Genomic DNA, 26778 nt, shown 5'->3' with positions numbered 1-26778 from the left:
CATCGCCTACGCCTGGCTCCCCGCCGACCTCACCACCCCCGGCACCACCCTCCACATCGGCTACTTCGACCAGCGGGTGCAAGCCGTCGTCACCGAGGAACCCCTCTTCGACCCCACCATGTCCCGCCTGCGCGGCTGAGCGAACCCGGAGATGCCCGATGAGCCCTCGTACCCCCGGCGCCGAGCTTCCGGATCACCCCGACTGGCTGTGGCGGACGCCTGAGCCGAAGCGGTCGTACGACGTCGTGATCGTGGGTGGTGGCGGTCATGGTCTGGCCACCGCGCACTATCTGGCGAAGAACCACGGGATCACGAATGTGGCGGTGCTGGAGAAGGGGTGGCTGGCGGGAGGGAACATGGCCCGCAACACCACGATCATCCGCTCCAACTACCTGTGGGACGAGAGCGCGGGCATCTACGAGCACGCCCTGAAGCTCTGGGAGGGCCTGGCGGAGGAGCTGGACTATCCGATCCTGTTCTCCCAGCGGGGTGTGCTGAATCTGGCGCACAGTCTTCAGGACGTGCGGGACAGTGTGCGCCGGGTGGAGGCCAACCGCCTCAACGGGGTGGACGCGGAGTGGCTGGACGCCGGGCAGGTCAAGGAAGTCTGCCCGATCGTGAACATCTCGCCGGATGTGCGCTATCCGGTGCTGGGTGCGACGTATCAGCCGCGGGCGGGGATCGCCAAGCACGACTACGTGGCGTGGGGTTTCGCGCGGTCGGCGGACGCAGCGGGTGTGGACATCATCCAGAACTGCGAGGTCACCGGTCTGGACGTGGTCGACGGCCGGGTCGTGGGCGTCCAGACCACGCTGGGTCCGATCGCGGCGGGCAAGGTGGCCCTGTGCTCGGCCGGCCACACCTCGGTCCTCGCCGCCATGGCGGGCATCGAACTCCCCATCCAGAGCCACCCCTTGCAGGCTCTGGTCTCGGAGCTGCTGGAGCCCGTGCACCCCACCGTGGTCATGTCCAACGCGGTGCATGTGTACGTGAGCCAGGCGCACAAGGGTGAGCTGGTGATGGGTGCGGGGATCGACGCCTACAACTCGTACACCCAGCGCGGCGCGTTCCACATCATCGAGGAACAGATGTCGGCGGCCCTGGAACTCTTCCCCGTCTTCGCGCGTGCCCACGTCCTGCGCACTTGGGGCGGGATCGTGGACGTCAGTCCGGATGCCTCGCCGATCGTGGGCCTGAGCCCGGTGGACAACCTCTACCTCAACTGCGGCTGGGGCACGGGCGGTTTCAAGGCGACCCCGGGGGTGGGCTGGGTCTACGCCCACACGATCGCCCACGACACCCCGCACGCGCTGAACGCCCCGTTCTCGCTCGACCGTTTCACCACCGGCGCGCTCGTCGACGAGCACGGCGCGGCCGCGGTGGCCCACTAGGACACCACTGCACTCTTTGGGAGCCGATCCATGCTGCTCATCCCCTGCCCGTGGTGCGGGCCCCGTGACGAGGCCGAGTTCCACTACGGCGGCCAGGCCCACGTGCCCTATCCGCAGAACCCGGCGGAGCTCTCCGACGAGGAGTGGGCGCGCTACCTCTTCTTCCGTGACAACCCCAAGGGGCCCTTCGCGGAACGCTGGAGCCACGCGGTGGGCTGCCGCCGCTGGTTCAACGCGGTACGCGACACCTCCACCAACGAGATCCTGGCGGTGTACCGGTCGGGCGAGGAACGCCCGGAGACCCCGCAGCCGAGGGCGGCTGAGGCAGTGCGTCCGAGGACGGAGTCGCCCACCGCGACGACGGACACCCCGTCGTACCGTCTGGCGACCCACGGCCGCCTCCACGGCGGCGAACGTCTCACCTTCACCTTCGACGGCGTCGAGTACCAGGGCTACCAGGGCGACACCCTCGCCTCCGCCCTGCTCGCCCATGGTGTGATCCAGGCGGCGACGAGCATCAAGCTCGGCCGCCCCAGGGGCATCTTCTCCGCCGGTGTCGAAGAGCCCAACGCCGTGATCCAGATCGAGGCCCCGTTCCCGGAGCCGATGCTGCCCGCCACCACGGTCGAGCTCTACGACGGCCTGGTCGCGAGCAGCCTGCCCGGCCAGGGCCGCCTGGCGACCGAGCCGGACCCGGCCCGCTACGACGCCGTGCACGCCCACTGCGACCTGCTGGTCGTGGGCGCGGGCCCGGCGGGTCTTGCGGCCGCGGCCTTGGCGGCCGGCAGCGGCGCCCGCGTCATCCTCGCCGACGACCAGCCCGAGCTGGGCGGCAGCCTCCTCGGCACGGGCGAACACCTCGACTGGGTCGAGGAGACGAGCGGGCTGCTCGAAGCCGCCCCAGAGGTGCGTGTGCTACGCCGCACCACCGTTTTCGGTTACTACGACGACAACCACCTCCTCGCCGTCGAGCGCCGCACCAACCACCTGGGTGCGGCGGCTCCGGAGAAGGTCTCGCGTGAGCGGGTCTGGCGGATCCGTGCCCGCCGGGTGATCCTGGCCACCGGCGCCCACGAACGCTCCCTGGCCTTCGCGGACAACGACCGTCCCGGTGTGATGCTGGCCGCCTCGGCCCGCTCCTACGTCCACCGCCACGGTGTCCTGCCCGGCCGCCACGCCGTCGTCTTCACCACCAACGACAGCGCCTACGCCGCCGCCCTCGACCTGCACGCCGTGGGCGTGTCGGTGTCGGCGATCGTCGACACGCGGCCCGACGCGGGCGAGTGGGCCAGGCGTGCCGAAGCCGCCGGCATCGAGGTGCTGACCGGTCACGCCGTGATCGGTACGGACGGTGAGGCCCGCCTGACGGGTGTGACTGTCGCGCCGTACGGAGAGACGACGGGTGGGCGTGAGTTCGCCGCCGACCTGCTGCTGGTCTCCGGCGGCTGGAACCCGGTCGCGCACCTGTTCAGCCAGTCGGGCGGCAAGCTCCGCTACGACGACACCCTCGGCTCCTTCGTCCCCGACACCTGCCGTCAGGCCGTCGAGGTCGCGGGCAGCGCGCGCGGCGCACTCCATTTGCCCACCGTCCTCGCCCAGGGCGCCGCGGCTGCCGCGCGTGCGCTGGAGGCCGAGGGCTACACCGCCGAGGACCCCGCCTTCCCGGACGCGACCGCGCAGCCGTACACCCCGCCGATGCAGGTCTTCACCGTCCCCGGCCGCGAAGGCGCCCCCCGTTTCGTGGATCTTCAGCGTGACGTGACGGTCGACGACCTGTCGCGTGCGACGGGTGCGGGCCTGCGTTCGGTGGAGCACACCAAGCGCTACACCACCGCCGGTACCGCCAACGACCAGGGCAAGACCTCCGGCGTTCTGGCCGGCGGGATCGTGGCCGACCTGCTCGGCGTGGACATCTCCGCCCTCGGCACCACCACCTTCCGCCCGCCCTACGTCCCGGTCTCCTTCGCCGCACTCGCGGGCCGTGACCGGGGCGTGCTGAGCGACCCCGTGCGCACCACCGCCCTGCACGACTGGCATGTCATGCACGGCGCGCTGTTCGAGAACGTCGGCCAGTGGAAGCGCCCCTGGTACTACCCCCAGGACGGCGAGGACATGGAGAGCGCCGTGCTGCGCGAGTGCGCCGCCGCCCGCGAGAGCGTGGCGTTCATGGACGCCTCCACCCTCGGCAAGATCGACGTCCAGGGCCCCGACGCCGGGGTCTTCCTCGACCTGCTCTACACCAACATGATGAGCACCCTGAAGGTCGGCATGATCCGCTACGGCGTGATGTGCAAACCGGACGGCATGGTCTTCGACGACGGCACCGTCATCCGCCTCACCCCCGACCGCTTCCTGGTCACCACCACCACGGGCAACGCCGCCACCGTCCTGGACTGGATGGAGGAGTGGCTGCAGACCGAATGGCCCCACCTCCAGGTCCACTGCACGTCGGTGACCGAGCAGTGGGCCACGGTCGCCCTGGTCGGCCCGAAGTCGCGTGCGGTCCTCGCCTCGCTCGCACCCCGACTGGCCGTCTCCAACGACGACTTCCCGTTCATGGCCTGGCGGGAGACCACCGTCGCAGGGATCGACGCCCGCGTCTGCCGGATCAGCTTCTCCGGCGAACTCGCCTACGAGATCAACGTCTCGCCGTGGCAGGCGCTCGCCCTGTGGGAGGCCCTGTACGAGGCCGGTGCCCCCTACGACATCACCCCGTACGGCACCGAGACCATGCACGTCCTGCGAGCCGAGAAGGGCTACCCGATCATCGGCCAGGACACCGACGGCACCGTCACCCCCCAGGACCTCGGCATGAGCTGGGCGGTGTCGAAGAAGAAGCCCGACTTCATCGGCAAACGCTCCTTCGCCCGCCCCGACACCGTCCGCCCCGACCGCAAGCACCTGGTCGGCCTGCTCCCGGAGGACCCCGGCACCTTCCTCCCCGAAGGCACCCACCTCGTCGCCGACAGCGTGCTGCCCGCACCCCCGGTACCGATGCTCGGCCACGTCACCTCCAGCTACCGCAGCGCCGCCCTCGACCGGACCTTCGCGCTCGCCCTGATCAAGGGCGGCCGCGAACGCATCGGCGAACGCCTCTACGCCCCCGTCGGTGACCGACTCGTTCCGGTCACCGTCACCGGCCCCGTCCTCTACGACCCCGAGGGAGCCCGCCGCGATGGCTGACACCGCACTCACCGCCCCGCTCCGCAGCCCCCTGGCGGACGTGGCCGACCGCCTCGCCGCGGCGACGCGCACCTCCGGGGGCGCGGTCCGGCTGGCCGAACTGCCCTTCCTGGCCCAGGTGAACATCCGCCTCGACGCCAAGGGGTCAGCGGCGGACGCGGTCGGGCTCGCGCTCGGCCTGCAACTGCCCCTGGAGCCCAACACGGTGGTACGCGCCGGGGAGTTGACGGCGCTGTGGCTGGGCCCCGACGAATGGCTGCTGGTGGGCCCGCCCGGGGCCGAAGGGGACCTGGAGAGCCGTATCCGGGAAGCCGCCGGCGACGAACCGGTCTCCGTCATCGACGTCTCGGCCCAGCGCACCACGCTCCTGCTCTCGGGCTCCCACGCCCGTGACCTGCTGGCCCACGGCTGCCCCCTGGACCTGCACCCCCGCGCCTTCGGCCCCGGACAGTGCGCCCAGACCACCCTCGGCCGCACCCAGGTCGTCCTCGTCGCCCGCGACGAACCCGGCGGCGGCTTCTGGGTCCTGGTCCGCTCCTCGTTCGCCGGCTACCTCACCGACTGGCTCCTGGACGCCGCCGGCGAGTACCTGTGAACACCCTGTTGAACACCCCTGTCACCGCGCTGGACTAGAGTCTCGCCTCTGACCTCGGCCGGACGTCCCGGCCGGGGTGGCGCGCTGGGGGTACGGCACATGGAGCCCGGAAGAATCGCACTGTCCGGCTACGAGATCCAGGAGGTCCTGGGCCAGGGCGGGTTCGCCACGGTGTACCGGGCCAGGCAGTTGGCCGTGGGCCGGGAGGTCGCGCTGAAGGTGGACAGCCGGGTGCTGTCCACCCCGCGCGACCGGCAGCGCTTCCTGCGCGAGGTCACGGCGGCCGGGCAGCTGTCCGGGCATCCGCACGTGGTCCCCGTGTACGACGCCGGGGTGCTGGCCGACGACCGCCCTTACATGGTGCTGGAGTTGTGCCCGGGCGGTTCGCTGGGCGAGCGGCTGCACCGGCAGGGCGCCTTCCCGCCGAAGGAGGCGCGTGACATCGGCGTGGGCCTCGCGGACGCCGTGGCCGCCGCCCACGCCGCCGGGGTGCTGCACCGCGACATCAAGCCCGGCAACGTGATGGTCAACCGGTACGGCGGGGTGGCCCTCACCGACTTCGGGCTCGCGGCCATGCCCCGCCCGGGGCGCGAACTGTCCGTGACCCGCGAGGCGCTGACCCCCGCCTACGCGCCGCCCGAGGCCTTCCACATGGCCGAACCCACCCCGGCCGGGGACGTGTACTCCCTGGCTGCCACCCTGTACGCCCTGCTGCGCGGCTTCCCGCCGCACCACCCGGACGACGGGACCCAGCTCAGCCTCGCCGAACTGATCGTGCGCCACACCTGGCCGTACGCCCCGCTGCACGGGATGCCGACGGCCCTCAACGACGTGCTCCGGCACGCCCTGGCCCCGGATCCGACCGAGCGGCTGTCCGATGCCGCCACCTTCCGGGACGCCCTCACCGCTGTCGACCTCGACACGATCGCCCTGGGCGGGCCCGGTGGCCCCGGCGGCTTCGGACCGGCGCCGACCATGACCACCGTTCCGTACCGGCGGGACGCGCCGCCCGTCCGGGACGCGGTCCCCGCGGCGACGGTGGCCCCGGGCGGGCCCGGGGGGACGGGCGGCACGACCGTGGCCACCGCGCCGGGCAGCGGCGAAGGCGGGCGCAAGGGCGGGCGGAACTCCCGGCTGATCGCCGTACTGGCGGCCGTCGTCGTCTCCGTGACCGTGTCGGTCACCGTGGTGACGAACCAGTACTTCGGCTCGGACGACGGCGGCGGGGCCTCCGGGTCTGCGGCACCCTCCTCCAGCGCCACCGCCGAGGACAAGGGGACGCCCGGCTTCGGCGTGCCCACCACGACCAAGAACTGCCCCGCGACGGGAGTGGGCGGCGTGGGCGGCCGGTGTGTCGCGAGCCCGGAGTGCTGGAGCGGCATCGTCGACATCTCCGGCATCATCACGGTCAGCCGCGCGGACTGCGCGACCGAGCATGTGTGGGAGACCTTCGCGATCGCCCCGCTGCCGAAGGACGGCATGACCAACAACGCCCGGGACCTGATCAAGCATCCGGACGTCAAGGCGCTGTGCTCGCAGGTGGTGATGACCGCGACCATGCTCCCCGAGGGCAGAGAGATCGCGAAGGAGTGGCAGACCGACGTCATCCCGCCCACGGCCTCGGAGTGGGACAAGGGGCTGAGGGTCTTCCGCTGTGTGGCCGCGGCCGGCACGGAGAACGGACAGAAGACAGGGAGCCAGTTCGCCGTGGCGAACTGACCCCGCGCGGTCTGCAGCGTCAGCGGCGCCCCGTCCGACGCGCCGGTCAGATACAGGCTCGGGTTCTTCACCGACTGCAGCTTGCAGACCATCAGGTACGGCTCTCATCAGAGGCGGCTGGACGGACCTCCGTTCGGGAGCTGGGCGGCGGGGGCGCCTCAGAGCCTGTGTCATATCCCCGGACGGGAGGCGGTGCGCCGTGCGCGGGCCGGGGTCGTCCGGCGGGCGGGGGGCGCGGTCGAGGCGCGTACGACGAGGTCGACCGGTGGTTCGCTCGCCGGCAGGGGGTCGGCGTCGGGGTTCTCAATGGCGTGCACGAGACGCTTGAGCCCCTCCTGGGACAGGGCGTCGAAGGGCAGGCGCACCGTGGTCAGCGGCGGAGTGATGTACGCGGCGACCGGGATGTCGTCGAAGCCGACGACGCTCACGTCCTGCGGCACCCGTCGGCCGGCCTCCGTCAGCGCGCGGATCAGACCGATCGCCATGTCGTCGTTGGCGGCGAACACGGCGGTGACGCCGTCGTCCTCGGCGAGTTCGAGCCCCGCCCGGTATCCGGAGGCGGCCGACCAGTCGCCCTCGACGACCGGCGGCAGCTCCCTGCCGTACGCGGTCAGCGTGGCCCGCCAACCCTCCAGCCGGTCCCGGGCGGCGTACCACCGCTGCGGACCGGCGAGGTGATGGACCGTCGAGTGCCCCAGGTTCAGCAGGTGTTCGGTCGCCGTACGGGCCATGACGTCGGCGCCGTCGCCGGCGGTCAGCACGGTGGGCGCCGTGACGGGCGAGGGCGCGCCGAGGACCAGGACCGGTACGTCGACCCTGAGGGCCACGTCCCCTTCGGCTCCTGTCTCGTCGATCGGCTCGGAGATGACGATGCCGTCCACGCCCTGGTCGAGCAGCGAGTCGACGGCACCGGCCACGCCCGCGGGGTCGCCCTCCATCGTGTTGACGACCCGGAGCGCGTAGCCCGTGTCCCGGACGACCCGCTCGACGCCGATCAGGAGGGAGGCGGGGCCGTACAGCGCCGTGCCCAGCGTCACCACGCCGATGGAGCGGCTCCGGCCGGAGGCCAGCGCCCGGGCGGCGTTGTTGCGCCGGTAGCCGAGCTGCTCGGCGGCTTCCAGGACCCGTCGGCGGACGTCGGCCGAGACGTACGGCTCGTCGTTGAAGACCCGTGACACCGTCTTCTGTGAGACCCCGGCCAGCCGGGCGACGTCCACGCTGCGCGGTGCCGCGGAACTCGCGCCCCGCCCTGTCGCTCGCGTCATGGTGTCTCCCGGTGTGGCCGAACGATCGTACTAGCGCACTGATGATGTCAGACGCCGCTCGCCGACGAGTCTCTGACTGTGTAGTCATGTCTGCGCTGTCACGTCATCGCAGTCATACGCGGGGCGTCAAGGGGTCGGACCGTAACGGAGTGGGGGAGGGGCTGCCTGCCTGAATGCACTCTTTTGGCATTACTGTCGACGCGACCGCGCTCGCAGTCCACGCGCAAGGGAATGTTACGGCCGAAGTGTCGACAGATTGCGCCAGTTGATGGACCATCAGCCATGCGCGCAGGGACGCGCGACGCCCTCACCCTTCAGGAGCCGTCATGAACGCGACCGCCCCAGGCATCAGCAGAAGGACCCTCCTCGCCCTCCTCGGCGTCACGGGCGCCACAGGCCTCGTACGGCCGGGCCGCGCCATCGCCGCCCCGGGCACCACACAGACGACCACCGCCGCCACGACCACGGTCGCCGGCCAGGACCTGACCGCGATCGCCGCCAACCCGTCCTTCGCCTTCGCCACCGACCTCGCCGGAACGGCCGGCGCGGGCGAGGCCTCGCCCATCGCCGCCGCCTACTTGCTCGGCACGTACGAGGTCACCAACGCCCAGTACCTGGAGTTCGTCACCGACACCAGCCACGAGACGCCCCCGTACTGGGACAACGGCACGTATCCCACCGGCAGGGCCGACCACCCCGTCCTGACCGTCTCCCTCGACTCGGCCACCGACTACTGCGCCTGGCTCACCGACCGCGCCTCCGACGACGGCGTGACCTTCCGGCTGCCCACCGAGGCCGAGTGGGAGAACGCCGCCTCCGGACCCGACGGGCTCAGCTACCCCTGGGGTGCCACGGCCGGCACCACCTACGCCGACCTGGTCCTGACCAGCAACTACAACTACATGGCCGTGTGCGCCGCCTACGAACTCGCCGAACACGGCTCCGACCTCGCCACCTACACCGCCACCGGCTCCGACCTGTACGGCCAGAGCTTCCCGATCTCCGAGATCCTCTCCATCGGCAGCACCGGCACCGTGGCCGGCTGGAACGTCACCGCCAGCCGCACCGGCTTCATCTACACCGACGTCTACGATGCGATCACCGAGACCGGCGGCTACACCACACCCGTCACCACCTACGCCGGCGGGGTCAGCGCCGACGGCGTCTGGGACCTGTGCGGCAACTGCTGGGAGTGGACCACCTCCGTGATCACCGCCACCCACGGAGGCGAGATGGGCCAGCAGGTCAACGCCATCCGCGGCGGCTCCTGGTACGCCAACCTCAACAGCTGCACCGCCGTCTACCGGGGCGAGGGCCGCGACCCGTCCGGCCGCTACCCGACCGTCGGCTTCCGTGTCGTCGCCACCGCTGACTGAGGCCGGATGACGGTACGCGCCTGAGCCGGCCCGGCCTCGCGGGGCCGCGCCGGCAGCGGGACGTCCGTCGACGGGGAGTCGGCGGCGGGGGGCGATGCCGACGAGGAGGCCCGGCGGCCTGCCGTACCTCACGGTGCGTACGCGATGTTCGGCCGGGGCGGTGTCGTCATGCCGGATCCGAGGAAGGAGTCGACGTGGTGGGACTGCATGTACCCCTTGAAGGTCTTGGCGTCGCGGTAGGCGGGGTTGTGCGCGAGCGTGTACAGCCGGGTGGTCGTCGGCTGGTTCGTGGTGAAGACGATCAGCTCGTCGTAGGAGGCGTTGGTGTACACCGCCTCCTCGCGCCAGTCGCCGAGGATGTCGCCGACGAAGGCGGGGTTCACACCCTGGGAGGCGTCGACGGCGCCGTAGTTCCAGGTGCTGACCAGCCGGGGCAGGCTGTTGCTCGCGGTCGGGTTCGACGGGTCCCACTTCTCGATCTTGCCGTCGTTGAGCAGCTCCGCCGTGAGGTCGCCGTCCCACCACAGGCCGAGCTGGGGCCAGGGGGTGAGTGAAGTGCTCGACTGGGTCAGGGTGTTGGCGGGCGCGTTGTACAGGCCCGAGAAGGACCAGACCTCCATGCCGGGGTAGCGCGGGTCGACGTCGGCCGCCATGCCGCGTCCCACGTCCGCGGGACCGCCGTAGTGCTGCCAGATGAGGGCGCCCGTCGCGGCGTCGTAGTAGTACTCGAGCAGTCCGCTCGGGTTGTCCTGCTGCACGCCGTAGCCTTCCAGTCCGGGTCGGCTCGGGTCCAGGTCGGCGATGCGGAAGCGGTCGCCGTGGACGATGCCCCTGGGGCCCATGGAGTAGCGCAGGGTGCCGTCGCCGTTGAGGACGAACCCGATCTCGGCGATCTCGTCCGTGCCGTCGCCGTTCACGTCGACGGCGCGGGTGTTGTGTCCGTCGGGCGCGTCCTGGCTGCCGCGCAGCCAGGACCACTGTCGGTCCAGCGAGTCGCCGTCGAACCTCCAGGCGCCCATCATCAGGTTGAACGACCCGTCGTCCTTCCGGTTCTTCATGAACGCGACCAGGCTCGGGGTGGTGCCGTTGAGATACGCCACGCCGAGCCGGGCGGCCAGCGGACCGTCGTCGAGGTAAGTGGTGGGGATCGAGGAGTAGTTGGGCAGGGCTCCGGTACGGCCGTCGAGGATCGCCATCCACTGGCGTGAGCTGTCGCCGTGCGTCCAGGTCGTGCCGTCGCCGAAGGTGACCCCGTAGGCGATGCGTACGGCGACCTCGGCATAGCCGTCGCTGTCGAAGTCGTAGACCGTGACGCCGTCCCAGTTGGTGATCCGCAGGGCGTATCTGCCGTACCAGCCCTCACCCGCGCCACGACGGAGACGGAGGCGGTCGGCTCTCAACCCGCCGTCCAGGAGCGGAGCTTGTCGGGGTTGAGTACCGCCCAGACCCGCTCGATCCGGTCGCCGGTGACGTCGAAGGCCAGTACCGCCACCGTGACGCCGTCCCTGCGTGCCGCCAGGCCGGGCTGACCGTTGACCGCACATTCCACGAGCGTCATACGGGACACCGTGTCGGCCCGGTCGGCGAAGAAGCGGGCGACCTGCTCGGCGCCCTCCACCGGACGCGGGGCGGCGGGGGCCAGTCCGCCGCCGTCCCCGGTGGCCACCGCGTCGGGGGCCAGCAGACCGAGCAGGGCGTCGATGTCCTTGGCCTGCCACGCCTGCTTGAACGCCCGGACGACGTCGGCCCGCCGGGCCGCCGGCGCCGCCGACACGGGCGGCCGCGCGGCGCGCACCCGACGGCGGGCCGACGAGGCCAGCTGACGGCAGGCCGCCGGCGTACGGCCGACGATCTCGGCCACCTCGGCGAAGGGGTAACGGAACACGTCGTGCAGCACGAACGCGACCCGTTCGGCGGGCGTCATGGCGTCGAGCACGACGAGAAAGGCCATGCTGACCGACTCGTCGAGGGTGACCCGGTCGGCGGGGTCCGCCGGTTCGGCCGCGGCACCGGTCCACCGCCCGCTGATCCACTCCGTACCGTCGGGCAGCGGCTCCGGGATCCACTCGCCCACGTACCGCTCCCGCCGAGCCCGCGCCGAGCCCAGCAGGTCGAGGCAGATACGGCCGGCGACGGTCGTCAGCCAGCCGCCGGGGGAGTCGATGTCCTCCCGCTGCCGCGGCGACATGGCGTACCAGCGCGCGTACGTCTCCTGTACGACGTCCTCGGCCTCGGCCAGTGAACCGAGCAGCCGGTACGCGAGACCGATCAGCTGGTTCCGCTCGCACATGATCGCGCGCAGGGCCGGATCGAGCCGGCCGTCTCGCGGCTCGGAAGGGTTGGTCATGGTGTGGACGACTCCCTCGGTCTTCACCTCTGTCCTCACCTCTCCGACGAGACAGCGCGGCGCATTGTGAGGGGCCGCCAGCCGCCTCACATTCCGCGCGGCCGTCTCGTCGTACTGCTGGGACCGGGCGACGGTCCCGCGGACCCTCTCCTCCAGGAGCGATCAAGCATGACAGCCACGACCACGCTCGGCGAACTCACCGGCGACTACGTCCTCGACCCCGCGCACTCCCGGATCGGCTTCGCCGCGCGGGCCGCGATGGTCGCCAAGGTGCGCGGGCGGTTCGACGCGTTCGAGGGCCGCGTGCGCCTGGACGGCGACACCCCGTCGAAGTCCACCGCCCGGCTCACGATCCGTGCGCAGAGCATCCAGACACGGAACCGCAAACGCGACGACCACCTGCGCGGCGGTGACTTCCTGGACAGCGACCACCACCCGGCCATCACCTTCACCTCGACCCGGGTGCGGCAGACCGGCGGCACCACCTTCCAGGTCACCGGTGACCTCGATCTGCGCGGGGTGACCAGGCCGGTCACCGTGGACGTCGAGCTGACCGACTCGGGCGACGACGCGCGGGGCGGCTTCCGGGTCGACTTCACGGGCAGCGCGACCATCAACCGCAGGGACTGGACCGTGAACGGGGCCGGCGGACTCGTCGGCGACAAGGTGACGCTGCGGTTCGACATCGCGGCGATCCGACAGTCCTGACCACGAAGAAAGGCAGCGACAACCGTGGAACCCGTGAACCTCGCCGTCATCTACTACAGCGCCACCGGGACCGTGCACGCCCTCGCGCAGGCCGTCGCCGAGGGCGCGGAGAAGGCCGGCGCACGCGTACGGCTGCGCAAGGTCGCCGAGACGGCCTCGGCGGAGGCGATCAGCGCCCAACCGGCCTGGGCCGGGCACGTGGCGGACACCGCCGACATCGCCGAGGCCGGCCACGACGACCTGGAGTGGGCCGACGCCGTGCTGTTCGGCACGCCCACCCGCTTCGGGAACCCGGCGAGCCGCCTCAGGGAGTTCATGGAGGGCGCAGGCCCCCTGTGGTTCCAGGGCCGGCTCGCCGACAAGGTGTACTCGGCCTTCACCGCCTCCAACACCGCGCACGGCGGCCAGGAGTCCACCCTGCTGGCCCTGGCGAACACCTTCTACCACTGGGGCGGAATCATCGTGCCGCCCGGCTACACCGACCCTGTCCAGTTCCGGTCCGGCAACCCCTACGGCACCTCCCACGTGGCCGGTGACGGCCCGCCCGGCGAGGTGACCCTGCAGGCGGCCCGGCACCAGGCCCGGCGCGTCGTCGAGACCGCGGCGGCACTGAAGGCCGGCCGCGCGGCCTGATCGGGCGGCCGATCGGGCGGCGGCACCGCCGGGGGCCCGGAACCGCGGTCCCCGGCGGGCCGTCGCTCACTGCCCCGGGGCGAGGATGTACGTGTTGAGGGTGCCGACCTGGCTGAGCGGCGTCGGGGAGCCCAGATCGTAACGGTCCACGGCGAGGAAGTTGGGCTTCTTGCGCGCGGCGGGCGTGCAGAAGTTCTGCGCGCGGTTGAGGAGCTTGCCGTTGTCCGTGGTGGCGGTGCCGCTGATCGTGTAGTCCCGGAAGTGGTTCATCACGAACAGCGGGTGGAAGGCGGCGGAGTCCACGGTCAGCGGCCGGCCGGTGCCCCAGCGGCTGTAGCAGGACCAGTCGGAGTCGCCGAGCCCGCCGCCCATGGACCAGTAGTTCTCCACGGTCCACTCCCGCTGGTACATCACCCCGAAGGTGTCACGGGTGGTCCAGCCGTTCGCCGTGTCGCTCGCCCGCGTCCGGTCGCTGAAGATCAGCAGTTGCTTGCCGCGCGCCGCGAGGTCGGCCATGGTCGGCCAGCCCTTGGTCGCCACCCCTTCCTGGTCGGGCCGGTACAGCACGTCGGACAGCCCGCTCACGGAGGCCAGCGAGGCCTTCAGCACGTCGGAGGAGGCGTAGTCCTCGAGGAACACGGTGACGAACTGACCGGGGTTGGCCTTCAGGAAGTCGACCATGCGCTGCAGATCGGTGGCGAGCGGGACGGGGCCGCTCACACCGTCACAGCTGTTGTGGCAGAGCACGGCCTGCCCGGAGACGGTGTAGTCGTCCAGCATGAAGCCGCGCACACCCTCGCTGAGCTGGCGGCTGATGCCGTAGTTCTGGTTGGGGAACAGATTCACCGGGAACGAGGCGAAGTTACCGTCGACGCCGTTGGCGAAGGCGTTGTGCGAGGTCAGGAACGTGACCTGATCCAGGGTGCGGGTGTCGGCGGACGGCATCGAGGCGGTCGCGTACGACACCGGGGTGAGGTACCAGCGGGCGAGATCACCGGCCGAGCCGAGCTGTACGGCAGCGGAGTCGGAGGACGATCCGGTGAGGTACTGCGAGGTGCCCGGGACACTCACGGTGTACGTGCTGTCGGCACCGGCGGTGATCGTCCACACGGTTCCCGTCGCCCCGCACGAGGCGGTCACCGCGGACGTCCCACTCCGGCCGAGACAGGTCCCCGACTCGTCGGCGTTCTGCAACTGATGGCCGCCGTCGACCGCGACCGCGGTCCACTGCTGATGATCCTCGTTGCCCTTGGGGTTGTGCGCGGCGAGGGTCCCACCGCTGTCGGCGGCGTTCAGACCGGTGACGAAGTTCTGCAGATAGACCGAGGAGACGGGAACGGCCGCCGCGGCCTGCCCGGGGGCCAGGACAGGCAGAGCCAGGGCGAGCGCGGCGGTACCGCAGAGAAAGCGCAGGGGGCGCAGACGCACGGGAGTTTCCTTTCGACTCCAGCACTCCAATGTGATGGCAGAGGCATGACATACCGAACCCACGGCACCCGGCGCCAGGCCTCGCACCCGAACTCACCATAAGAATTTGGCATCTGACGCCGAGTCAGTCACATGCCCCGGTTCGACCGGACAGTCACCCGCCACGCTCCGGGCGTTCGCCAGATCGACTCCGAGCCCGGCTCGCACCACTCGCATCACGGCGACGCGGTTCACCGACGCGCTGTCCACCCGGAGCCGCGCGGAACCATGCTCGGCAAGCAGCTGATCCCGGCCGCTCGGCGGGCAGTTCGCCACCACACACGGCCACGGTGAATGCGCAGGCGGAACACGAGGACTCGACGTCCCACCGCAGCCGCCCGTCCGTGAGGACCTGCGTGCCCCAACACGCCGGCTCCGCACCGCAGTCCGGGCAGATGCCGGAGTACCTGACCGACTCCGCCGCCACCTGCTCCATTCCGTACCTCCCCCCGTGGAGACGAGGGTACGCGGCACCTTCGAGGCCTGGGCGGCAGGCCGCGGCTACCGCCCATCCCCAGTCACCGTCAAATGGACCGAGAGGCACGCCAGATACAGCGCTGTGGTCGTGCGAGGGTCGCGCAGGCCGCCGACGATCGTGGCCGCCTCGCCGACCCCGGCACGGGCGGCGAACCCGTCCTGCGCCGCGATGGCGTCGACGACCGGGCGCCGCCCTCAGGCGCCGGCGCCGTTCGGCTTCGGGCGGTCGCGGGGATGAGGGCGCGCCGCCGCCCCGCAGCGGCCCGTGGCCCGTCAGGGCCGCGGATCCGCGCCTCCGCGCAGTGCGGCGATCACTCCGCCGTCGACCCGGATGTCCACGCCCGTGAGGAAGGACGCCTCGTCGGAGAGCAGGAACGCGACCACGGAGGCGACCTCCTCCGGGCGGCCCTCACGGCCCAACGGGGTGCGCTCGACCATGGTTTTCATGGACGGGTGGTGCTCGGCCTCCTGCCGGCCCTGCGGTGTGCCGACGATGCCGGGGGACACGGAGCACACCCGGCCACCGAGGGGCCCGACGCGCACGGCCTCGCTCCGTACGAAACGCCGTACGCCGTGCTTGGCCCACGAGTAGGCGGTGCCGGGATCCTCGACGGACGGCCCCAGGGCGGCGCGCAGGCGGTCGAGGAACCGCGGATCGAGCGGCTCGTCCAGCGCCTCCTCCGCCGCCGGGTGCGGCTCGGCCGGAACGAAGTCCGCCGACATCGAGGCGAAGGACACCAGCGCCGTCCCTTCGGTGACCAGGGGGCGCAGCGCCTCGTGCAGCAGAGCGGTGCCGACGAGGTCGACGGCGAGGACGCGGCGCCAGTCGCCCATGGTCGGCGAGATACCCGCGGCATGGGCCACCGCCCGGAGCGTGCCGAGAGCGCGGACCCGTCGGTTCAGCCCTGCGAGCCCCTCACGGTCGGTGACGTCCAGCTCGAACGGCTCCACGACCGCCCCCTGGCCCGACAGTTCCGCCGCGGCGGCGGCAGCGCCCGCCCCGTCACGGTCGACCACGAGCAGCCGGTCGACGCGGCCCGCCAGCCGGCGCGCGCACTCCAGCCCCATGCCCCGGCCGCCACCGGTCACCACTCCCACGATCGGCATCGGCCCTCCTCCATCCCCATCCCCATCTCCATCTCGTCTACGACGGTTCTCTGCCCTTGGCCCAGATGCGCTCCAGGACTGGTTGGAGGGCGCGGGTCACCAACTCGATGCGTGGTCCGCCAGGCCCGTGGTGGAACGCCCAGTGCGCCGTGCCGTCCCGCCGTACGCCCATGGCTTCGCACGGATGGCCGCACCGCGCGAGCGCGGCGGAGTCGGCGGCCACGTCGTCGGACCAGTAACCGAGGTGGTGGACACCCGAGTCGGCGGGTTGCCACAGGGTTCCCGGGATGCTCCGGACCAGCTCGATACGGGGCGTGGTCACCGAGTACACGGACCGCAGCTCGAGCTCCGTCCCGCCGTCCGGAAGCACCACGTGCGACCGGCCGCTGAGCTCCTCGCACCACTCGTAACCCCACAGCGTCGACAGCTCGTCCGCGGCCGACGCGATGTCGTCGACGACCAGCCCGACGTGGAACTGATCCGCCGCACGCACGCCGAAAACATTGTTCTCCATCACGAGAACGAGATTCTGTCACCGACGCGCGGAAGCCGACAAGGGTGCTGCACCACCTCTCCGGGGTACACACAGCCACGCCAGGCCCGACGCCGTGAGGTACGCGAACGCGCCGACGGCCATGCTGACGCGCAGCCCGGTGCGGGGGTCCGTCGCGGTGGCCAGGAGGCTGCCGCCGAGGGCGACGGCGGTGGCGCTGCCGATCTGGCGCGTCGTGTTGAACAGCGCGGAGGCGGTGCCCGCCTAGGCCGGGGGAGCGGCCGACATGACGGTGGTGGTCGTACCGGTGAGGGCGAAGGAGGTGCCGAATCCGGCCGCCATCATGGGGGCGACGAGGAGCGGGTAGGCGGGGTCGGCGCCGGCCGCCGCCCAGCCGCCGAGTCCGAGGGCGGCGGTGAGCATGCCGGTGATCACCAGCGGACGGTCGCCGGTACGGCGGCTGAGCCGCCCGGACAGGACGGAGGCGAACGTGGTCATCGCCACCGCCGGGAACAGGGCGAGCCCGGTGACGAGGGCGGTGTAGCCGCGCTGCTGCTGGAAGCCGAGACTCGCGGTGAACACCATGCCGTAGAAGCCGAAGTTGAACAGCAGTCCGATCACGGCCCCGCCGCTGACCGCACGGGAGCGCAGCAGGCCCAGGGGGAGAGCGGGGGGGCGGGCGAGCCGCTCCCGCACCACGAAGGTCGCGGCGGCGAGCAGTGCCAGGCCCAGTCCGGCGAGCACGGCCGGATCGGACCAGCCGCGGCGTCCTGCCTCGTTGAGCGCCGTGGTCAGCAGGGCCACGGCCGCCACGACGGCGCACTGCGCCGGCCAGTCCATCGCCCGGGCGGGGTGCCGGGGCGACCGCGCCACGTGTCGCAGCGTCAGCGCCAGACAGGCCGCGCCGACGGGCAGATTGACGAGGAACACCCACCGCCAGCCCGCCGTGGAGACGAGCAGCCCGCCGAGCAGCGGCCCGGCCGACGCCGCGATGCCCGCCATCGACCCCCACAGCCCGAAGGCCCGTGCGCGGGCGGCGGGCTCCGGGTAGGCCTGCTGCAGCAGAGCCAGTGAACCGGGCACGATCAATGCCGCGCCCAGCCCCTCGACCAGCCGCGCGATCACCAGGAAAGGAGCGTTCGGAGCGAGCGCGCACGCGGCCGAGGACGCGGTGAACACCCCCACGCCCAGGCAGAAGACCAGACGGTTCCCCAGTCGGTCGCCCAGCGCGCCACCCGTCAGCAGGAACCCGGCGAAGACCAGGGTGTACCCGTCGGTGGTCCACTGGATGCCGGTGAGTGAGGCCGACAGCTCCCGGCCGATGACCGGCACGGCCACGTTGATGACGGTCACATCCAGGATGACCATGAAGTACCCGGCGCACACCGCCAGCAGCGGCGCCCAGGACCGTCGCTCGGGCTGCGCGGTCGGCCCGGAAGAGGACGTGGCCCCGCCACCGGCTGACTCCGCGAACGACACGGCCTCAACTCCATCCCGCCCGCGAAGAGCCCAGAGAGAAGCCACTTTACGCGACATATCACCTATATCGGGGCGGAGGGCCGCGCAGCGGTTCGTCCTGAGGATCGGACTGTCCGGGGCGATCGTTGAGGCCTGAACATCCTTGTACGGCAGGCGAGTTGCTGATTTCGCCGCGCACACCTCGCCCGTTTATGATCTTGGCCGTGACTGTGCAGAATTCTGACAAGACGCTCTCCCGCAAGCAGAGGCTCCAGGAGAAGCAGCGCCGGCAGCTGTCGGTGGTGGACACGGTGGACAAGGCCGAGGCCAAGGTCCGCAAGGCGGAGGCCGAACTCGCCGTGGCGGTCGCCGACGCGGTGCAGGTGTTCGGTGACGAGAAGTCCGCGTCCGAGGGGCTCGACATGGCACCCGAGGCGATCCGTCGCTTCCTTCGCATGGCCCAGGAGGAGACGGCGAAGACCGAGGAGTCCGCCGTGGAGGCCTGACCCGGGCCCTGGGCGCCGGGAGTGCGGGGGCGGGCGCCGCTGTCAGGCGCCGGCGGTGGACACGTGACGAGCCGGCTCGGTGGCCAGACGCTCCATGACGGTGCGGTTGGCGCGCCGCATCGTGGCCCGTACGACGGGAGCCAGCAGCCGGTCGACGGCGGGGGCACGCACCCACGCGTACGTGAACGCGATGCGGCTGCCGCCGCCGGGCAGCGCTTCGATGGTGCAGGTGCCGTGGGCCAGGCGCCGGCCCGCCGCACAGCACGCGGGCACCGAGATCCTCTACATGCTGGAAGGCGTCATGGTCTACGGCCACGGCAAGTCCAGCTACACCCTCCACCCAGGTGACGCCCTCCAGTTCGACGGCGAGGCCCCCCACGGACCCGAACGCCTGGTCGAACTCCCGATCCGCTTCCTGACGGTGACGGCCTTCGGCGACAGCCCGCACCATTGATCCCGCTACTCCCGCCCGCTCAGCGCCTGGTACCGGTACTCCTTGGGAGAGAGCCCGTAGGCGGCGCGGAAGGCGCGTGTGAAGTCGGACGCGCGGGAGATGCCCCACCGCACGGCGACGTTGTGAATCGGCGTGGCGCACAGCGCGGGGTCGGCCAGGTCCCGGCGTGCGCCCTCCAGTCGCCGACGGCGGATCCAGGCCGCGACGGTTTCCCCCTGCGTCTGCTGCTGGAAGATCCGGTGCAGATAACTGACGGAGATGTGGTGTGCGGCGGCGATCATCGGCGGCTTGAGGTCCGGGTCGTGCAGGTTCTGCCGGATGAACGCCTGGATGCGCCGCGCCAGGACCTGCTGGCGGGTCTCCGGCGACAGGGCGTCCTCGGCGTCCAGCGCTCGGGCGCACCAGGCCGACAGCAGGTCCAGTACGACCGCGCCCAGGTGTGGCGCGTCCGACGGCTGGAGGGTGTCGGCCTGCTGTTCCAGACCGATGAGGAAATCCGCCAGCAGGGCGCCGAGGCCGTCCCGCCCCGACAGCCCCCGGCCCAGCAACACGTGCACCCGGTGCGGTGGGAGAGGGAGCAGCGCCTTGGGGAAGTCGACGCCCACCCCCCTGATGACACGCGGCTCGTGCTCGTCCGCGGGACGCAGGTCGTACGGCTGTGAGCTGTCGGTCAGATGCAGGTCACGCGGTCCGAATGTGCTGCTCCGCCCCGCGTGCTCGAGAGCCAGGCCTCCGTCGAGCAGCAGGGAGAGGTGGTACATCTCAGGGTCCGACTGACGCACCAGTCTCGGACTCCGCCGGTACCGCGTCGGCAGGAACGATGTCGGCCACACGGTCACGGACCCCAGATCCATCAGCCGGCACTGGGCCCAGAACTCGGAGGCGTGCGTACTGGTGAGGTCGCTGGGCGATCGCATCCGGCCCACCAGATCCCGCCAGTGGTCGAACCTGTCCTCGGAGGGCAGATCCTCGCTCCGGAACACCGTCCCGATCATTCCGTTCCCACTCCGATGCCGCCGCCTGACGCTCCCTCCGGCATCCTCGCACGGGGAGTGCGCCGCGACGCGGGCCGTCCCCTCGGACGAGCGGTGAGGCGGTCAGGCGGTCCGGGTGTCAGACCCCTTCACGTTGATGACATGTCCCTGTAGCTTTCTCGATGCAAAAACTTGCAGCAACTTGCCGGTTCATGTTGCAGGGGTGCTGCTCAAATCCCGCCGGCCCGCTGGGAGGCACACCATGAGACGCACGTTTTCACCCGCGCGACGTGAGCAAGCACATCCGGTCCGGCGCGCGCTCGCTCTCGCCGCCGCGGCGGCGACGGTGTTCGGGCTGGTCACGCACCAACAGGAGCCCCGCCCCACCCCAGTACGGACAGTGGCGGACGCCTCGAACTCGACGACCGTCTTCTACTACACGAAGACCAGGAACTGGGCTTCCACGTACGTGCACTACGCCCCCGACGGCGGCTCCTGGACCACGGTCCCCGGCGTGCAGATGGAAGCCGCCTGCACGGACTGGGTGAAGAAGACCATCCCCCTCGGCTCGGCCACCGGCCTGCAGGCCACCTTCAACAACGGCAGTGGAACCTGGGACAACAACGGCGGCAGCAACTACGCGCTCGGCACGGGCGCCGTGACGGTGAAGGACGGAGTGATCGCCCACAGCGACCCGTGTACCGACTCCGGGAGCGGATCCGGCAACCAGGCCACCGTCTACTACTCGACCGCCACCTCCGGCTGGACCACGGCCAACATCCACTACGCACCCGCGGGCGGCTCCTGGACGGTTGTCCCCGGCCTGGGGATGGAAGCCGCCTGTACCGGCTGGTGGAAGAAGACACTCGACATCGGCACGGCCACGTCGCTCAAAGCCGCCTTCAACAACGGCAACGGCGTCTGGGACAACAACAACAGCTCCGACTACACGATCACCACCGGCACCACCACGGTGAAGGACCGCGCCGTCACCGCCGGAGCCACAAACCCCTGTGCGGCGGAGACACCGGACACCGAGGCGCCGACCACACCCACCGGAGTCGCCGCGAGCGCCGCCAACACCTCCGTGGTGGTGAGCTGGGACGCGGCCACCGACAACAAGGGCGTGACGAAGTACCAGGTCACCCGCACCGGCGGCACCAACGGCACGGTCGTCACCGACGTGGGCTCGACCGTCCTGTCCGACACCGGGCTCGAGGAGAAGACCACCTACACCTACACGGTGAAGGCCGTCGACGCGGCCGGGAACACCTCACCCGCCTCGGCCGCCGTCACGGCCACCACCGGCGAGAAGGCCCCCGAACCGGCCGCCGGCACCCCGCTCGGCACCGACCCGCGCAAGGACCCCGTCTACTTCGTCCTCACCGCCCGCTTCTTCGACGGCGACACCACCAACGACCGCGGCGGCAGCCAGCACGTCAGGTCCGGCAACGCGGCCAACGACGACCCCATGTTCCGCGGCGACTTCAAGGGCCTGGTCGAGAAACTCGACTACATCAAGGCCCTCGGCTTCTCCGCGGTCTGGATCACCCCGGTCGTCCTCAACCGCTCGGACTACGACTACCACGGCTACCACGGCTACGACTTCTACAAGGTCGACCCCCGCCTGGAGTCGGCGGGCGCCTCCTACCAGGACCTGATCAACGCGGCCCACGCCAAGGGTATGAAGATCTACCAGGACGTCGTCTACAACCACAGCTCCCGCTGGGGCGCCAAGGGCCTGTTCACCCCGACCGTGTACGGCGTCCGCGACTCCCAGTGGAGCTGGTACTACGACGAGAAGAGCGACGGGTTCGAATACGACGGCCTGACCGTCGAGCCCAAGTCCGGCAAGTCGTACTACAACGGCGACCTCTGGTCCACCGCCGAGCCCTCCGGCAACACCTGCCTCAACTGGGGCAAGACCACCGGCGGCAAGAGCGCCGAGGGCTACACCCTCTACAACTGCCAGTGGCCCAGCCCCACTTCGGGCATGTTCCCGAAGACGTACTACCACCAGTGCTGGATCGGCAACTGGGAGGGCGAGGACTCCCGTTCCTGCTGGCTGCACGAGGACCTCGCCGACTTCAACACCGAGTCGACGCCCGTGCAGAACTACCTCATCGGCGCCTACGACAAGTACATCGACATGGGCGTCGACGGCTTCCGTGTCGACACGGCCGTCCACATTCCGCGCATCACCTGGAACCGCCGCTTCCTGCCCGCCATTTACGACCGGGTCACCCAGCGGTTCGGCACCACGGCCGCGCAGAACTTCTTCGTGTTCGGCGAGGTCGGCGCCTTCGTCAACGACAAGTGGAACCGCGGCTCGGTCAACCACTCGGCCCAGTTCTACACATGGAAGGAACGCAAGGAGTACAGCGCCGACGACGAGACGGCGGCCATCGAGCAGTACACCTACGAGGAACAGCTCGGCACCGGCAACCAGCCGACCTCCACCAACGCCTTCCTCGACGGCAACACGTACCACACGCCGGACCGCAGCCGGTTCTCCGGCATGAACATCATCGACATGCGCATGCACATGAACTTCAGCGACGCGCAGAACGCCTACAACAACGGCAAGGACTCCGACGACAGCGTCAACGACGCCACCTACAACGTCGTCTACGTCGACAGCCACGACTACGGCCCGAACAAGTCGAGCACCCGCTACAGCGGCGGCACCGACGCCTGGGCCGAGAACCTGTCCCTGATGTGGACCTTCCGCGGCATCCCCACCCTCTACTACGGGTCGGAGATCGAGTTCCAGAAGGGCAAGCAGATCGACTGCGGCCCGACCTGCCCGCTGGCGGGCACAGGACGCGCCTACTACGGCGACCACCTCGCCGGCTCCGTCACCGCATCCGACTTCGGCAGGGCCGACTCCGCGAGCGGCGAGGTCGCCACCACCCTCGCACAGCCCCTCGTCAAGCACCTCCAGCGGCTCAACCAGATCCGCCGCGCCGTCCCCGCTCTGCAGACGGGGCAGTACTCCACCACCGGCATCAGCGGCCAGATGGCGTTCAAGCGCCGCTACACCAGCGGCACGACGGACAGCTTCGCCCTGGTCACCGTGACGGGGGACGCCACCTTCACCGCCATCCCGAACGGCACCTACACCGACGCCGTCACCGGCGACACGAAGACCGTCTCAGGCGGATCCCTGTCCGTCGCCGCACCCGGCAAGGGCAACCTCCGCGTGTACGTGCTGAACGGCCCCGGCAAGATCGGCACCGACGGCCCGTACCTGAAGTGACGCCACACCATCACCCAGCGGAATGAGCAAGCGCTTAGTAGCATGGGGGTGAACAGGGGCCGCGGGGCCCGCGGAGCACGGACGGAAGGTCATGCCGGTGTCGGAAGCAGAGGCTTTCTACGAGCGGGAGGCCCAGGACCGGTTCCTCCCCACCCCGTACACCCGTGGACCGTGGGACGCCGACTCCCAGCACGCCGGCCCGCCGGCCGCGCTGCTCGGGCTGGCCGTCGAGCAACGGCCCGAGGCCCGCCCGGACCTGCGGGTCGCCCGGCTCACGTACGAGATCATGCGCCCGGTTCCGATTCGACCGCTGACCGTGGCCGTGCGCGTGCTGCGCACCGGGCGCAGCACCGAGCTCGTGGAGGCGGCCCTGACGCCCGACGGCGGCGGGGAGGTGATGCGGGTGACGGCCCTGCTCCTGAAGACCGCGCCGCACTCGGTACCCGAGGTGTCGCCGGGCCCCCAGGTGCCCGGTCCGACGGGCGCACCCGAGAAGGCGTTCTTTCCCGTCCCGTGGGACCGCGGCTATCACACGGGCATGGAAGTGCGCTTCGCGGCCGGTTCCTTCCTGGAGCCCGGCCCGGCGACGGCGTGGATGCGCATGAGGGTTCCCCTGGTCGCGGGCGAGGAGACCGCGCCGCTCAGCAGGGTGCTGATCGCCGCCGACTCGGGCAACGGCGTCAGCGCCGCGCTGGACTTCCACCGGTACGTCTTCATCAACACCGACCTCACCGTCAGCACGCATCGCCATCCCGAGGGCGAGTGGGTCTGCCTGGACGCCCGGACGATGGTCGACGGCGCCGGAATCGGCCTCGCCGAGTCAGCCCTGCACGACGAGAAGGGGCCGATCGGCCGCAGCACCCAGAGCCTGTACGTGGCGGCACGCGGCTGACCGGACTGATGGGCAACGGCCGCCGGCGCCAACGACGGAGTGGTACCGGCAACCCTCCCGCTTCACGGGGCGGTGTCCCCGGCCCCAGACCGCAGCCGACCTCGGCCCCATCACGCTGTGAAGTGACGTAGGTAACAGGAAAAGTCAGGAAGAGTGGCGTAAGCAACCGGCCCCACGCGACATCGACGTTTTCAGCGCCATCCACGCACACCAGCCTGAAAACGAGGACCGATGCCCAGCTGCGAGCCCGCCCGATTCTGCCCCGACCACCCCAACGCCCCGTGGCTCTCTTTACTCGCGGCTGCCGGCGTCCTCGGTACCGCCCTCTTCGCCCTGGCCGCCGTCGCCCTCGTCTGGGCCGCCGACACCGCCGCCCGCCGCATCCACCACCGTCGGGCGACCGCACCTGAAGACACCGGTGGGTATCCGTAGAAGTACGTAACGGAGTACGGAAATTGAGAAACAGCGCCCGCAACGGGCGTGGGAACGAGGGGTGGGCGTCTACGGTTCGATCATGAGTGGTGTCGTGAGCGCGCGCGGTTCGGGGACGGGACCGGGCGGGGGAGCCGGGATTCATCATCTGGTCGAGAAGCAGGCCCAGGCGGCACCGGACCGGCCCGCCGTCGTCACGGAAGAGCACACGGTCTCGTACGGCGAGCTGGACGGCCGGGCCGATCGGCTGGGGCGGCAGCTGCTGGAGGGCGGGCTGCGGCCCGGTGGGATCGTCGCGGTGAGCACGGGCCGGCCGGAGCAGACGCTGGTCGCGGTGCTCGCCGTACTGAAGGCCGGGGGCGCCTACGTACTCGTCGACCCGCACGGGCCGACGGGGCGGACCGGGCAGCTGCTGCAACGGGCCGGTGCCACGGCCGTCGTGACGTACGAGGCGTTCCGCCCGCACGTCGACGACGGCAGCGGCCGGCGCGTCGTCTGTCTGGACAGCGAGGCCACCGCCATCGACGCCCGCTCCGGCAAGCGGCTCAACATGCCGAGCGGCCCAGCGGCCGCCGTACTCCTCACCGCCGGTGCCTCGGGCGAGCGGCGGGCCGTCGCCGTGGGGCACGCACGGCTGCGAGCCGCGTACGAGGGCTGGGCCGAGGTGTACCAGCTCGTCCCCGGTGACCGCCACCTGGTCACCGCACCGCCCGACACCGCCGCGTTCACCGGCGGCTGGGTCCGCGCGCTGTGCTCCGGAGCCACCCTGCTCCTGCCCGGCCTGCCCGTCGAAGCCGACAGCTGGGACCCCGAGGCCACCGTGCTGGACACGGACCCCGCCACCGCGGCCGAGCTGCTCAGGAGCCGGCCGGCCGACTCGCTGCGCCTGGTGGTGGTGAGCGGGGAACGGCTGACCGTGGCCGAGCAGGTGCGACTGCACCGACGGCTCGTGCCCGGGGCGCGGCTGCTGAACGTGTACGGTCCCGCGGAGACCGCGGGCTGCGGCACCTGGTTCGAGCCGGACCAGCTGACCGGGCCGGTGCCCCGGCCGGAGCGGGTCTCGCTGCTGGGCCGCCCGTTCCCCGGGTGCCACGTGGAGATCCACAAGGGTGAGATACGGCTGACACCGCCGGACGGCGGCGACGCGCTGCCCACCGGCGATCTCGGGCTGCTGCGGGAGGACGGCCTGCTGGAGTTCCGCGGGCGTCTCGCGCACCGGTTCACCGTGCGGGGCCGTACCGTCGACCCGCATCGGGCGGAGGCCGCGCTGGCCTCGCACCCCGGGGTCCGCGAAGCCGTCATCACCGCCGTCCCGGCGGACGGGGGCGCACAGCAGCGGGAGCGGCTCGTCGCCCATGTCGTCGCGCCCCGGGGGGAGACCGCGCCCGGCGCCGAGGTGATACGCGCCCACCTGACCGGCGAGGTACCCGAGGCGGAGATACCCGGGACGGTGGTGGCCCTGCCGTCCCTGCCGCGCGACCGGGCCGGGAAGATCGACCGCCGGGCGCTGCCCCAGCCGCCGAGCGCGCCGGGCGGCAGGGGCGGCAAGGGCGGCGGGCAGCCGATGACGAAGCGGGAGGCCAGGTCCTGCTTCGTCGCGTGCGCACTGCCGGTGATCGCCATCGTGGCCGCCGCGCTCACCGACGTTCTCTGGCCCGGTTCCACCGATCTCACCGGTGTGCCCGGACCATGGTCGGTGCTGTTCCGCGTGCTCTACTTCGCCGAGTGCCTTGCCTTCGCGGCCGGAGTGACGTTCCTGGTCGGCGGACGGGCGGCGATGCTGCGGCAGGGCAGAACGCGCCGCCTGACCGTCGCGGCGCATCTCGCGATCGTCTGGCTGCTGGCCGCCTGGTGGCCGCAGGACAACCTCTATCGGCTCGCCGCGAAGACCGACTGGCCACGGCAGGCGGCACTCGTCTATGTCTTCAACGTCCCGCTGATGATCGCGGCGGCCGTCGTCGCGGTCTGGGCGACGCGTCGGCCCGCCACGGCCAACGACGACACCGACGGCTGACGCGCCGAGACACGGAGACGACGGACGC

At 71.1% G+C, this 26778-nt stretch carries 22 protein-coding genes and 1 pseudogene; 14 read left to right on the top strand and 9 right to left on the bottom strand.

Annotated elements, in window-relative coordinates:
* The 5 genes from ACLZN2_RS36985 to ACLZN2_RS36965 form a co-directional block, all read left to right on the top strand.
* A partial coding sequence (locus tag ACLZN2_RS36985) for a glycine cleavage T C-terminal barrel domain-containing protein (protein WP_416983943.1) occupies nucleotides 1–139 on the top strand: 139 nt, incomplete at its 5' end.
* A 19-nt stretch (nucleotides 140–158) separates the two neighbouring features.
* Complete coding sequence (locus ACLZN2_RS36980) at nucleotides 159–1391, top strand: sarcosine oxidase subunit beta family protein (protein ID WP_416983936.1); 1233 nt, start codon at nucleotides 159–161, stop codon at nucleotides 1389–1391.
* A gap of 30 nt (nucleotides 1392–1421) precedes the next feature.
* Nucleotides 1422–4574 (top strand): sarcosine oxidase subunit delta family protein, encoded by a 3153-nt coding sequence (locus ACLZN2_RS36975; protein ID WP_416983935.1) that lies wholly within the window; start codon nucleotides 1422–1424, stop codon nucleotides 4572–4574.
* Complete coding sequence (locus tag ACLZN2_RS36970) at nucleotides 4567–5169, top strand: sarcosine oxidase subunit gamma (protein ID WP_416983934.1); 603 nt, start codon at nucleotides 4567–4569, stop codon at nucleotides 5167–5169. The genes ACLZN2_RS36975 and ACLZN2_RS36970 overlap by 8 nt, the downstream gene beginning before the upstream one ends.
* A 99-nt stretch (nucleotides 5170–5268) precedes the next feature.
* The gene (locus ACLZN2_RS36965) at nucleotides 5269–6888 is read left to right on the top strand and encodes a serine/threonine-protein kinase (protein ID WP_416983933.1); all 1620 of its coding nucleotides are present in this window, start codon (nucleotides 5269–5271) and stop codon (nucleotides 6886–6888) included.
* A 170-nt stretch (nucleotides 6889–7058) separates the two neighbouring features.
* Here ACLZN2_RS36965 and ACLZN2_RS36960 read toward each other — a convergent pair whose 3' ends face one another.
* Nucleotides 7059–8153, bottom strand: coding sequence for a LacI family DNA-binding transcriptional regulator (locus ACLZN2_RS36960; RefSeq protein ID WP_416983932.1), 1095 nt, complete (start codon nucleotides 8151–8153; stop codon nucleotides 7059–7061).
* 326 nt (nucleotides 8154–8479) lie between these two features.
* Here ACLZN2_RS36960 and ACLZN2_RS36955 point away from each other — a divergent pair, with 326 nt between their 5' ends.
* Entirely contained in the window at nucleotides 8480–9529 is a 1050-nt protein-coding gene (locus ACLZN2_RS36955; RefSeq protein WP_416983931.1) for a formylglycine-generating enzyme family protein, read from the top strand.
* A gap of 128 nt (nucleotides 9530–9657) precedes the next feature.
* Here the strand turns inward: ACLZN2_RS36955 and ACLZN2_RS36950 are convergent, their stop codons facing one another.
* Complete coding sequence (locus tag ACLZN2_RS36950; protein WP_416983930.1) at nucleotides 9658–10929, bottom strand: hypothetical protein; 1272 nt, start codon at nucleotides 10927–10929, stop codon at nucleotides 9658–9660.
* On the bottom strand, nucleotides 10926–11876 hold the full coding sequence (gene sigJ, locus ACLZN2_RS36945; protein ID WP_416983929.1) for an RNA polymerase sigma factor SigJ: 951 nt from the start codon (nucleotides 11874–11876) through the stop codon (nucleotides 10926–10928). The genes ACLZN2_RS36950 and sigJ overlap by 4 nt, the downstream gene beginning before the upstream one ends.
* A 168-nt stretch (nucleotides 11877–12044) precedes the next feature.
* Between sigJ and ACLZN2_RS36940 the strand changes: the two genes are divergently transcribed.
* Nucleotides 12045–12584, top strand: a complete 540-nt coding sequence (locus ACLZN2_RS36940; protein WP_416983927.1) for a YceI family protein — start codon at nucleotides 12045–12047, stop codon at nucleotides 12582–12584.
* Nucleotides 12585–12608: 24 nt separating this feature from the next.
* The gene (wrbA, locus tag ACLZN2_RS36935; protein WP_416983925.1) at nucleotides 12609–13217 is read left to right on the top strand and encodes an NAD(P)H:quinone oxidoreductase; all 609 of its coding nucleotides are present in this window, start codon (nucleotides 12609–12611) and stop codon (nucleotides 13215–13217) included.
* Nucleotides 13218–13283: 66 nt separating this feature from the next.
* Here wrbA and ACLZN2_RS36930 read toward each other — a convergent pair whose 3' ends face one another.
* From ACLZN2_RS36930 to ACLZN2_RS36915, 4 genes and pseudogenes are all read right to left on the bottom strand, one after another.
* A complete protein-coding gene (locus ACLZN2_RS36930) occupies nucleotides 13284–14645 on the bottom strand; it encodes an RICIN domain-containing protein (protein ID WP_416983924.1) in 1362 nt (453 codons plus the stop codon).
* 789 nt (nucleotides 14646–15434) lie between these two features.
* A complete protein-coding gene (locus ACLZN2_RS36925; RefSeq protein WP_416983923.1) occupies nucleotides 15435–16268 on the bottom strand; it encodes an SDR family oxidoreductase in 834 nt (277 codons plus the stop codon).
* 37 nt (nucleotides 16269–16305) lie between these two features.
* Nucleotides 16306–16782, bottom strand: a complete 477-nt coding sequence (locus tag ACLZN2_RS36920; protein ID WP_416983922.1) for a VOC family protein — start codon at nucleotides 16780–16782, stop codon at nucleotides 16306–16308.
* 18 nt (nucleotides 16783–16800) lie between these two features.
* Nucleotides 16801–18240, bottom strand: a pseudogene (locus ACLZN2_RS36915) (MFS transporter).
* Between the two features lie 203 nt (nucleotides 18241–18443).
* Between ACLZN2_RS36915 and ACLZN2_RS36910 the strand changes: the two are divergent.
* Complete coding sequence (locus ACLZN2_RS36910; RefSeq protein ID WP_416983921.1) at nucleotides 18444–18725, top strand: hypothetical protein; 282 nt, start codon at nucleotides 18444–18446, stop codon at nucleotides 18723–18725.
* Between the two features lie 42 nt (nucleotides 18726–18767).
* On the opposite strand, the gene ACLZN2_RS36905 is transcribed toward ACLZN2_RS36910, so the two are convergent.
* Complete coding sequence (locus ACLZN2_RS36905) at nucleotides 18768–18896, bottom strand: hypothetical protein (RefSeq protein ID WP_416983920.1); 129 nt, start codon at nucleotides 18894–18896, stop codon at nucleotides 18768–18770.
* A 19-nt stretch (nucleotides 18897–18915) separates the two neighbouring features.
* Between ACLZN2_RS36905 and ACLZN2_RS36900 the strand changes: the two genes are divergently transcribed.
* Entirely contained in the window at nucleotides 18916–19179 is a 264-nt protein-coding gene (locus ACLZN2_RS36900) for a cupin domain-containing protein (protein WP_416983942.1), read from the top strand.
* Between the two features lie 5 nt (nucleotides 19180–19184).
* Here the strand turns inward: ACLZN2_RS36900 and ACLZN2_RS36895 are convergent, their stop codons facing one another.
* Entirely contained in the window at nucleotides 19185–20174 is a 990-nt protein-coding gene (locus tag ACLZN2_RS36895) for a helix-turn-helix domain-containing protein (protein ID WP_416983919.1), read from the bottom strand.
* Between the two features lie 241 nt (nucleotides 20175–20415).
* Here ACLZN2_RS36895 and ACLZN2_RS36890 point away from each other — a divergent pair, with 241 nt between their 5' ends.
* The 4 genes from ACLZN2_RS36890 to ACLZN2_RS36875 all read left to right on the top strand — a co-directional run bounded on the left by ACLZN2_RS36890 (nucleotide 20416) and on the right by ACLZN2_RS36875 (nucleotide 26750).
* Nucleotides 20416–23412 carry a carbohydrate binding domain-containing protein gene (locus ACLZN2_RS36890; RefSeq protein ID WP_416983918.1) on the top strand — a complete coding sequence of 999 codons (2997 nt, stop codon included), beginning with the start codon at nucleotides 20416–20418 and terminating at the stop codon, nucleotides 23410–23412.
* A 91-nt stretch (nucleotides 23413–23503) separates the two neighbouring features.
* Entirely contained in the window at nucleotides 23504–24304 is an 801-nt protein-coding gene (locus ACLZN2_RS36885) for a thioesterase family protein (RefSeq protein WP_416983917.1), read from the top strand.
* Nucleotides 24305–24535: 231 nt separating this feature from the next.
* Complete coding sequence (locus tag ACLZN2_RS36880; protein ID WP_416983916.1) at nucleotides 24536–24736, top strand: hypothetical protein; 201 nt, start codon at nucleotides 24536–24538, stop codon at nucleotides 24734–24736.
* A gap of 82 nt (nucleotides 24737–24818) precedes the next feature.
* Nucleotides 24819–26750 (top strand): AMP-binding protein, encoded by a 1932-nt coding sequence (locus ACLZN2_RS36875; RefSeq protein WP_416983915.1) that lies wholly within the window; start codon nucleotides 24819–24821, stop codon nucleotides 26748–26750.
* Nucleotides 26751–26778: the final 28 nt, after the last annotated feature.

This window comes from Streptomyces sp. T028 (assembly GCF_048159505.1).
Taxonomy (GTDB): Bacteria; Actinomycetota; Actinomycetes; order Streptomycetales; family Streptomycetaceae; genus Streptomyces.
The sequence above is the reverse complement of the archived record's forward strand: the minus strand, read 5'-3'. Positions and strand labels throughout refer to the sequence as shown.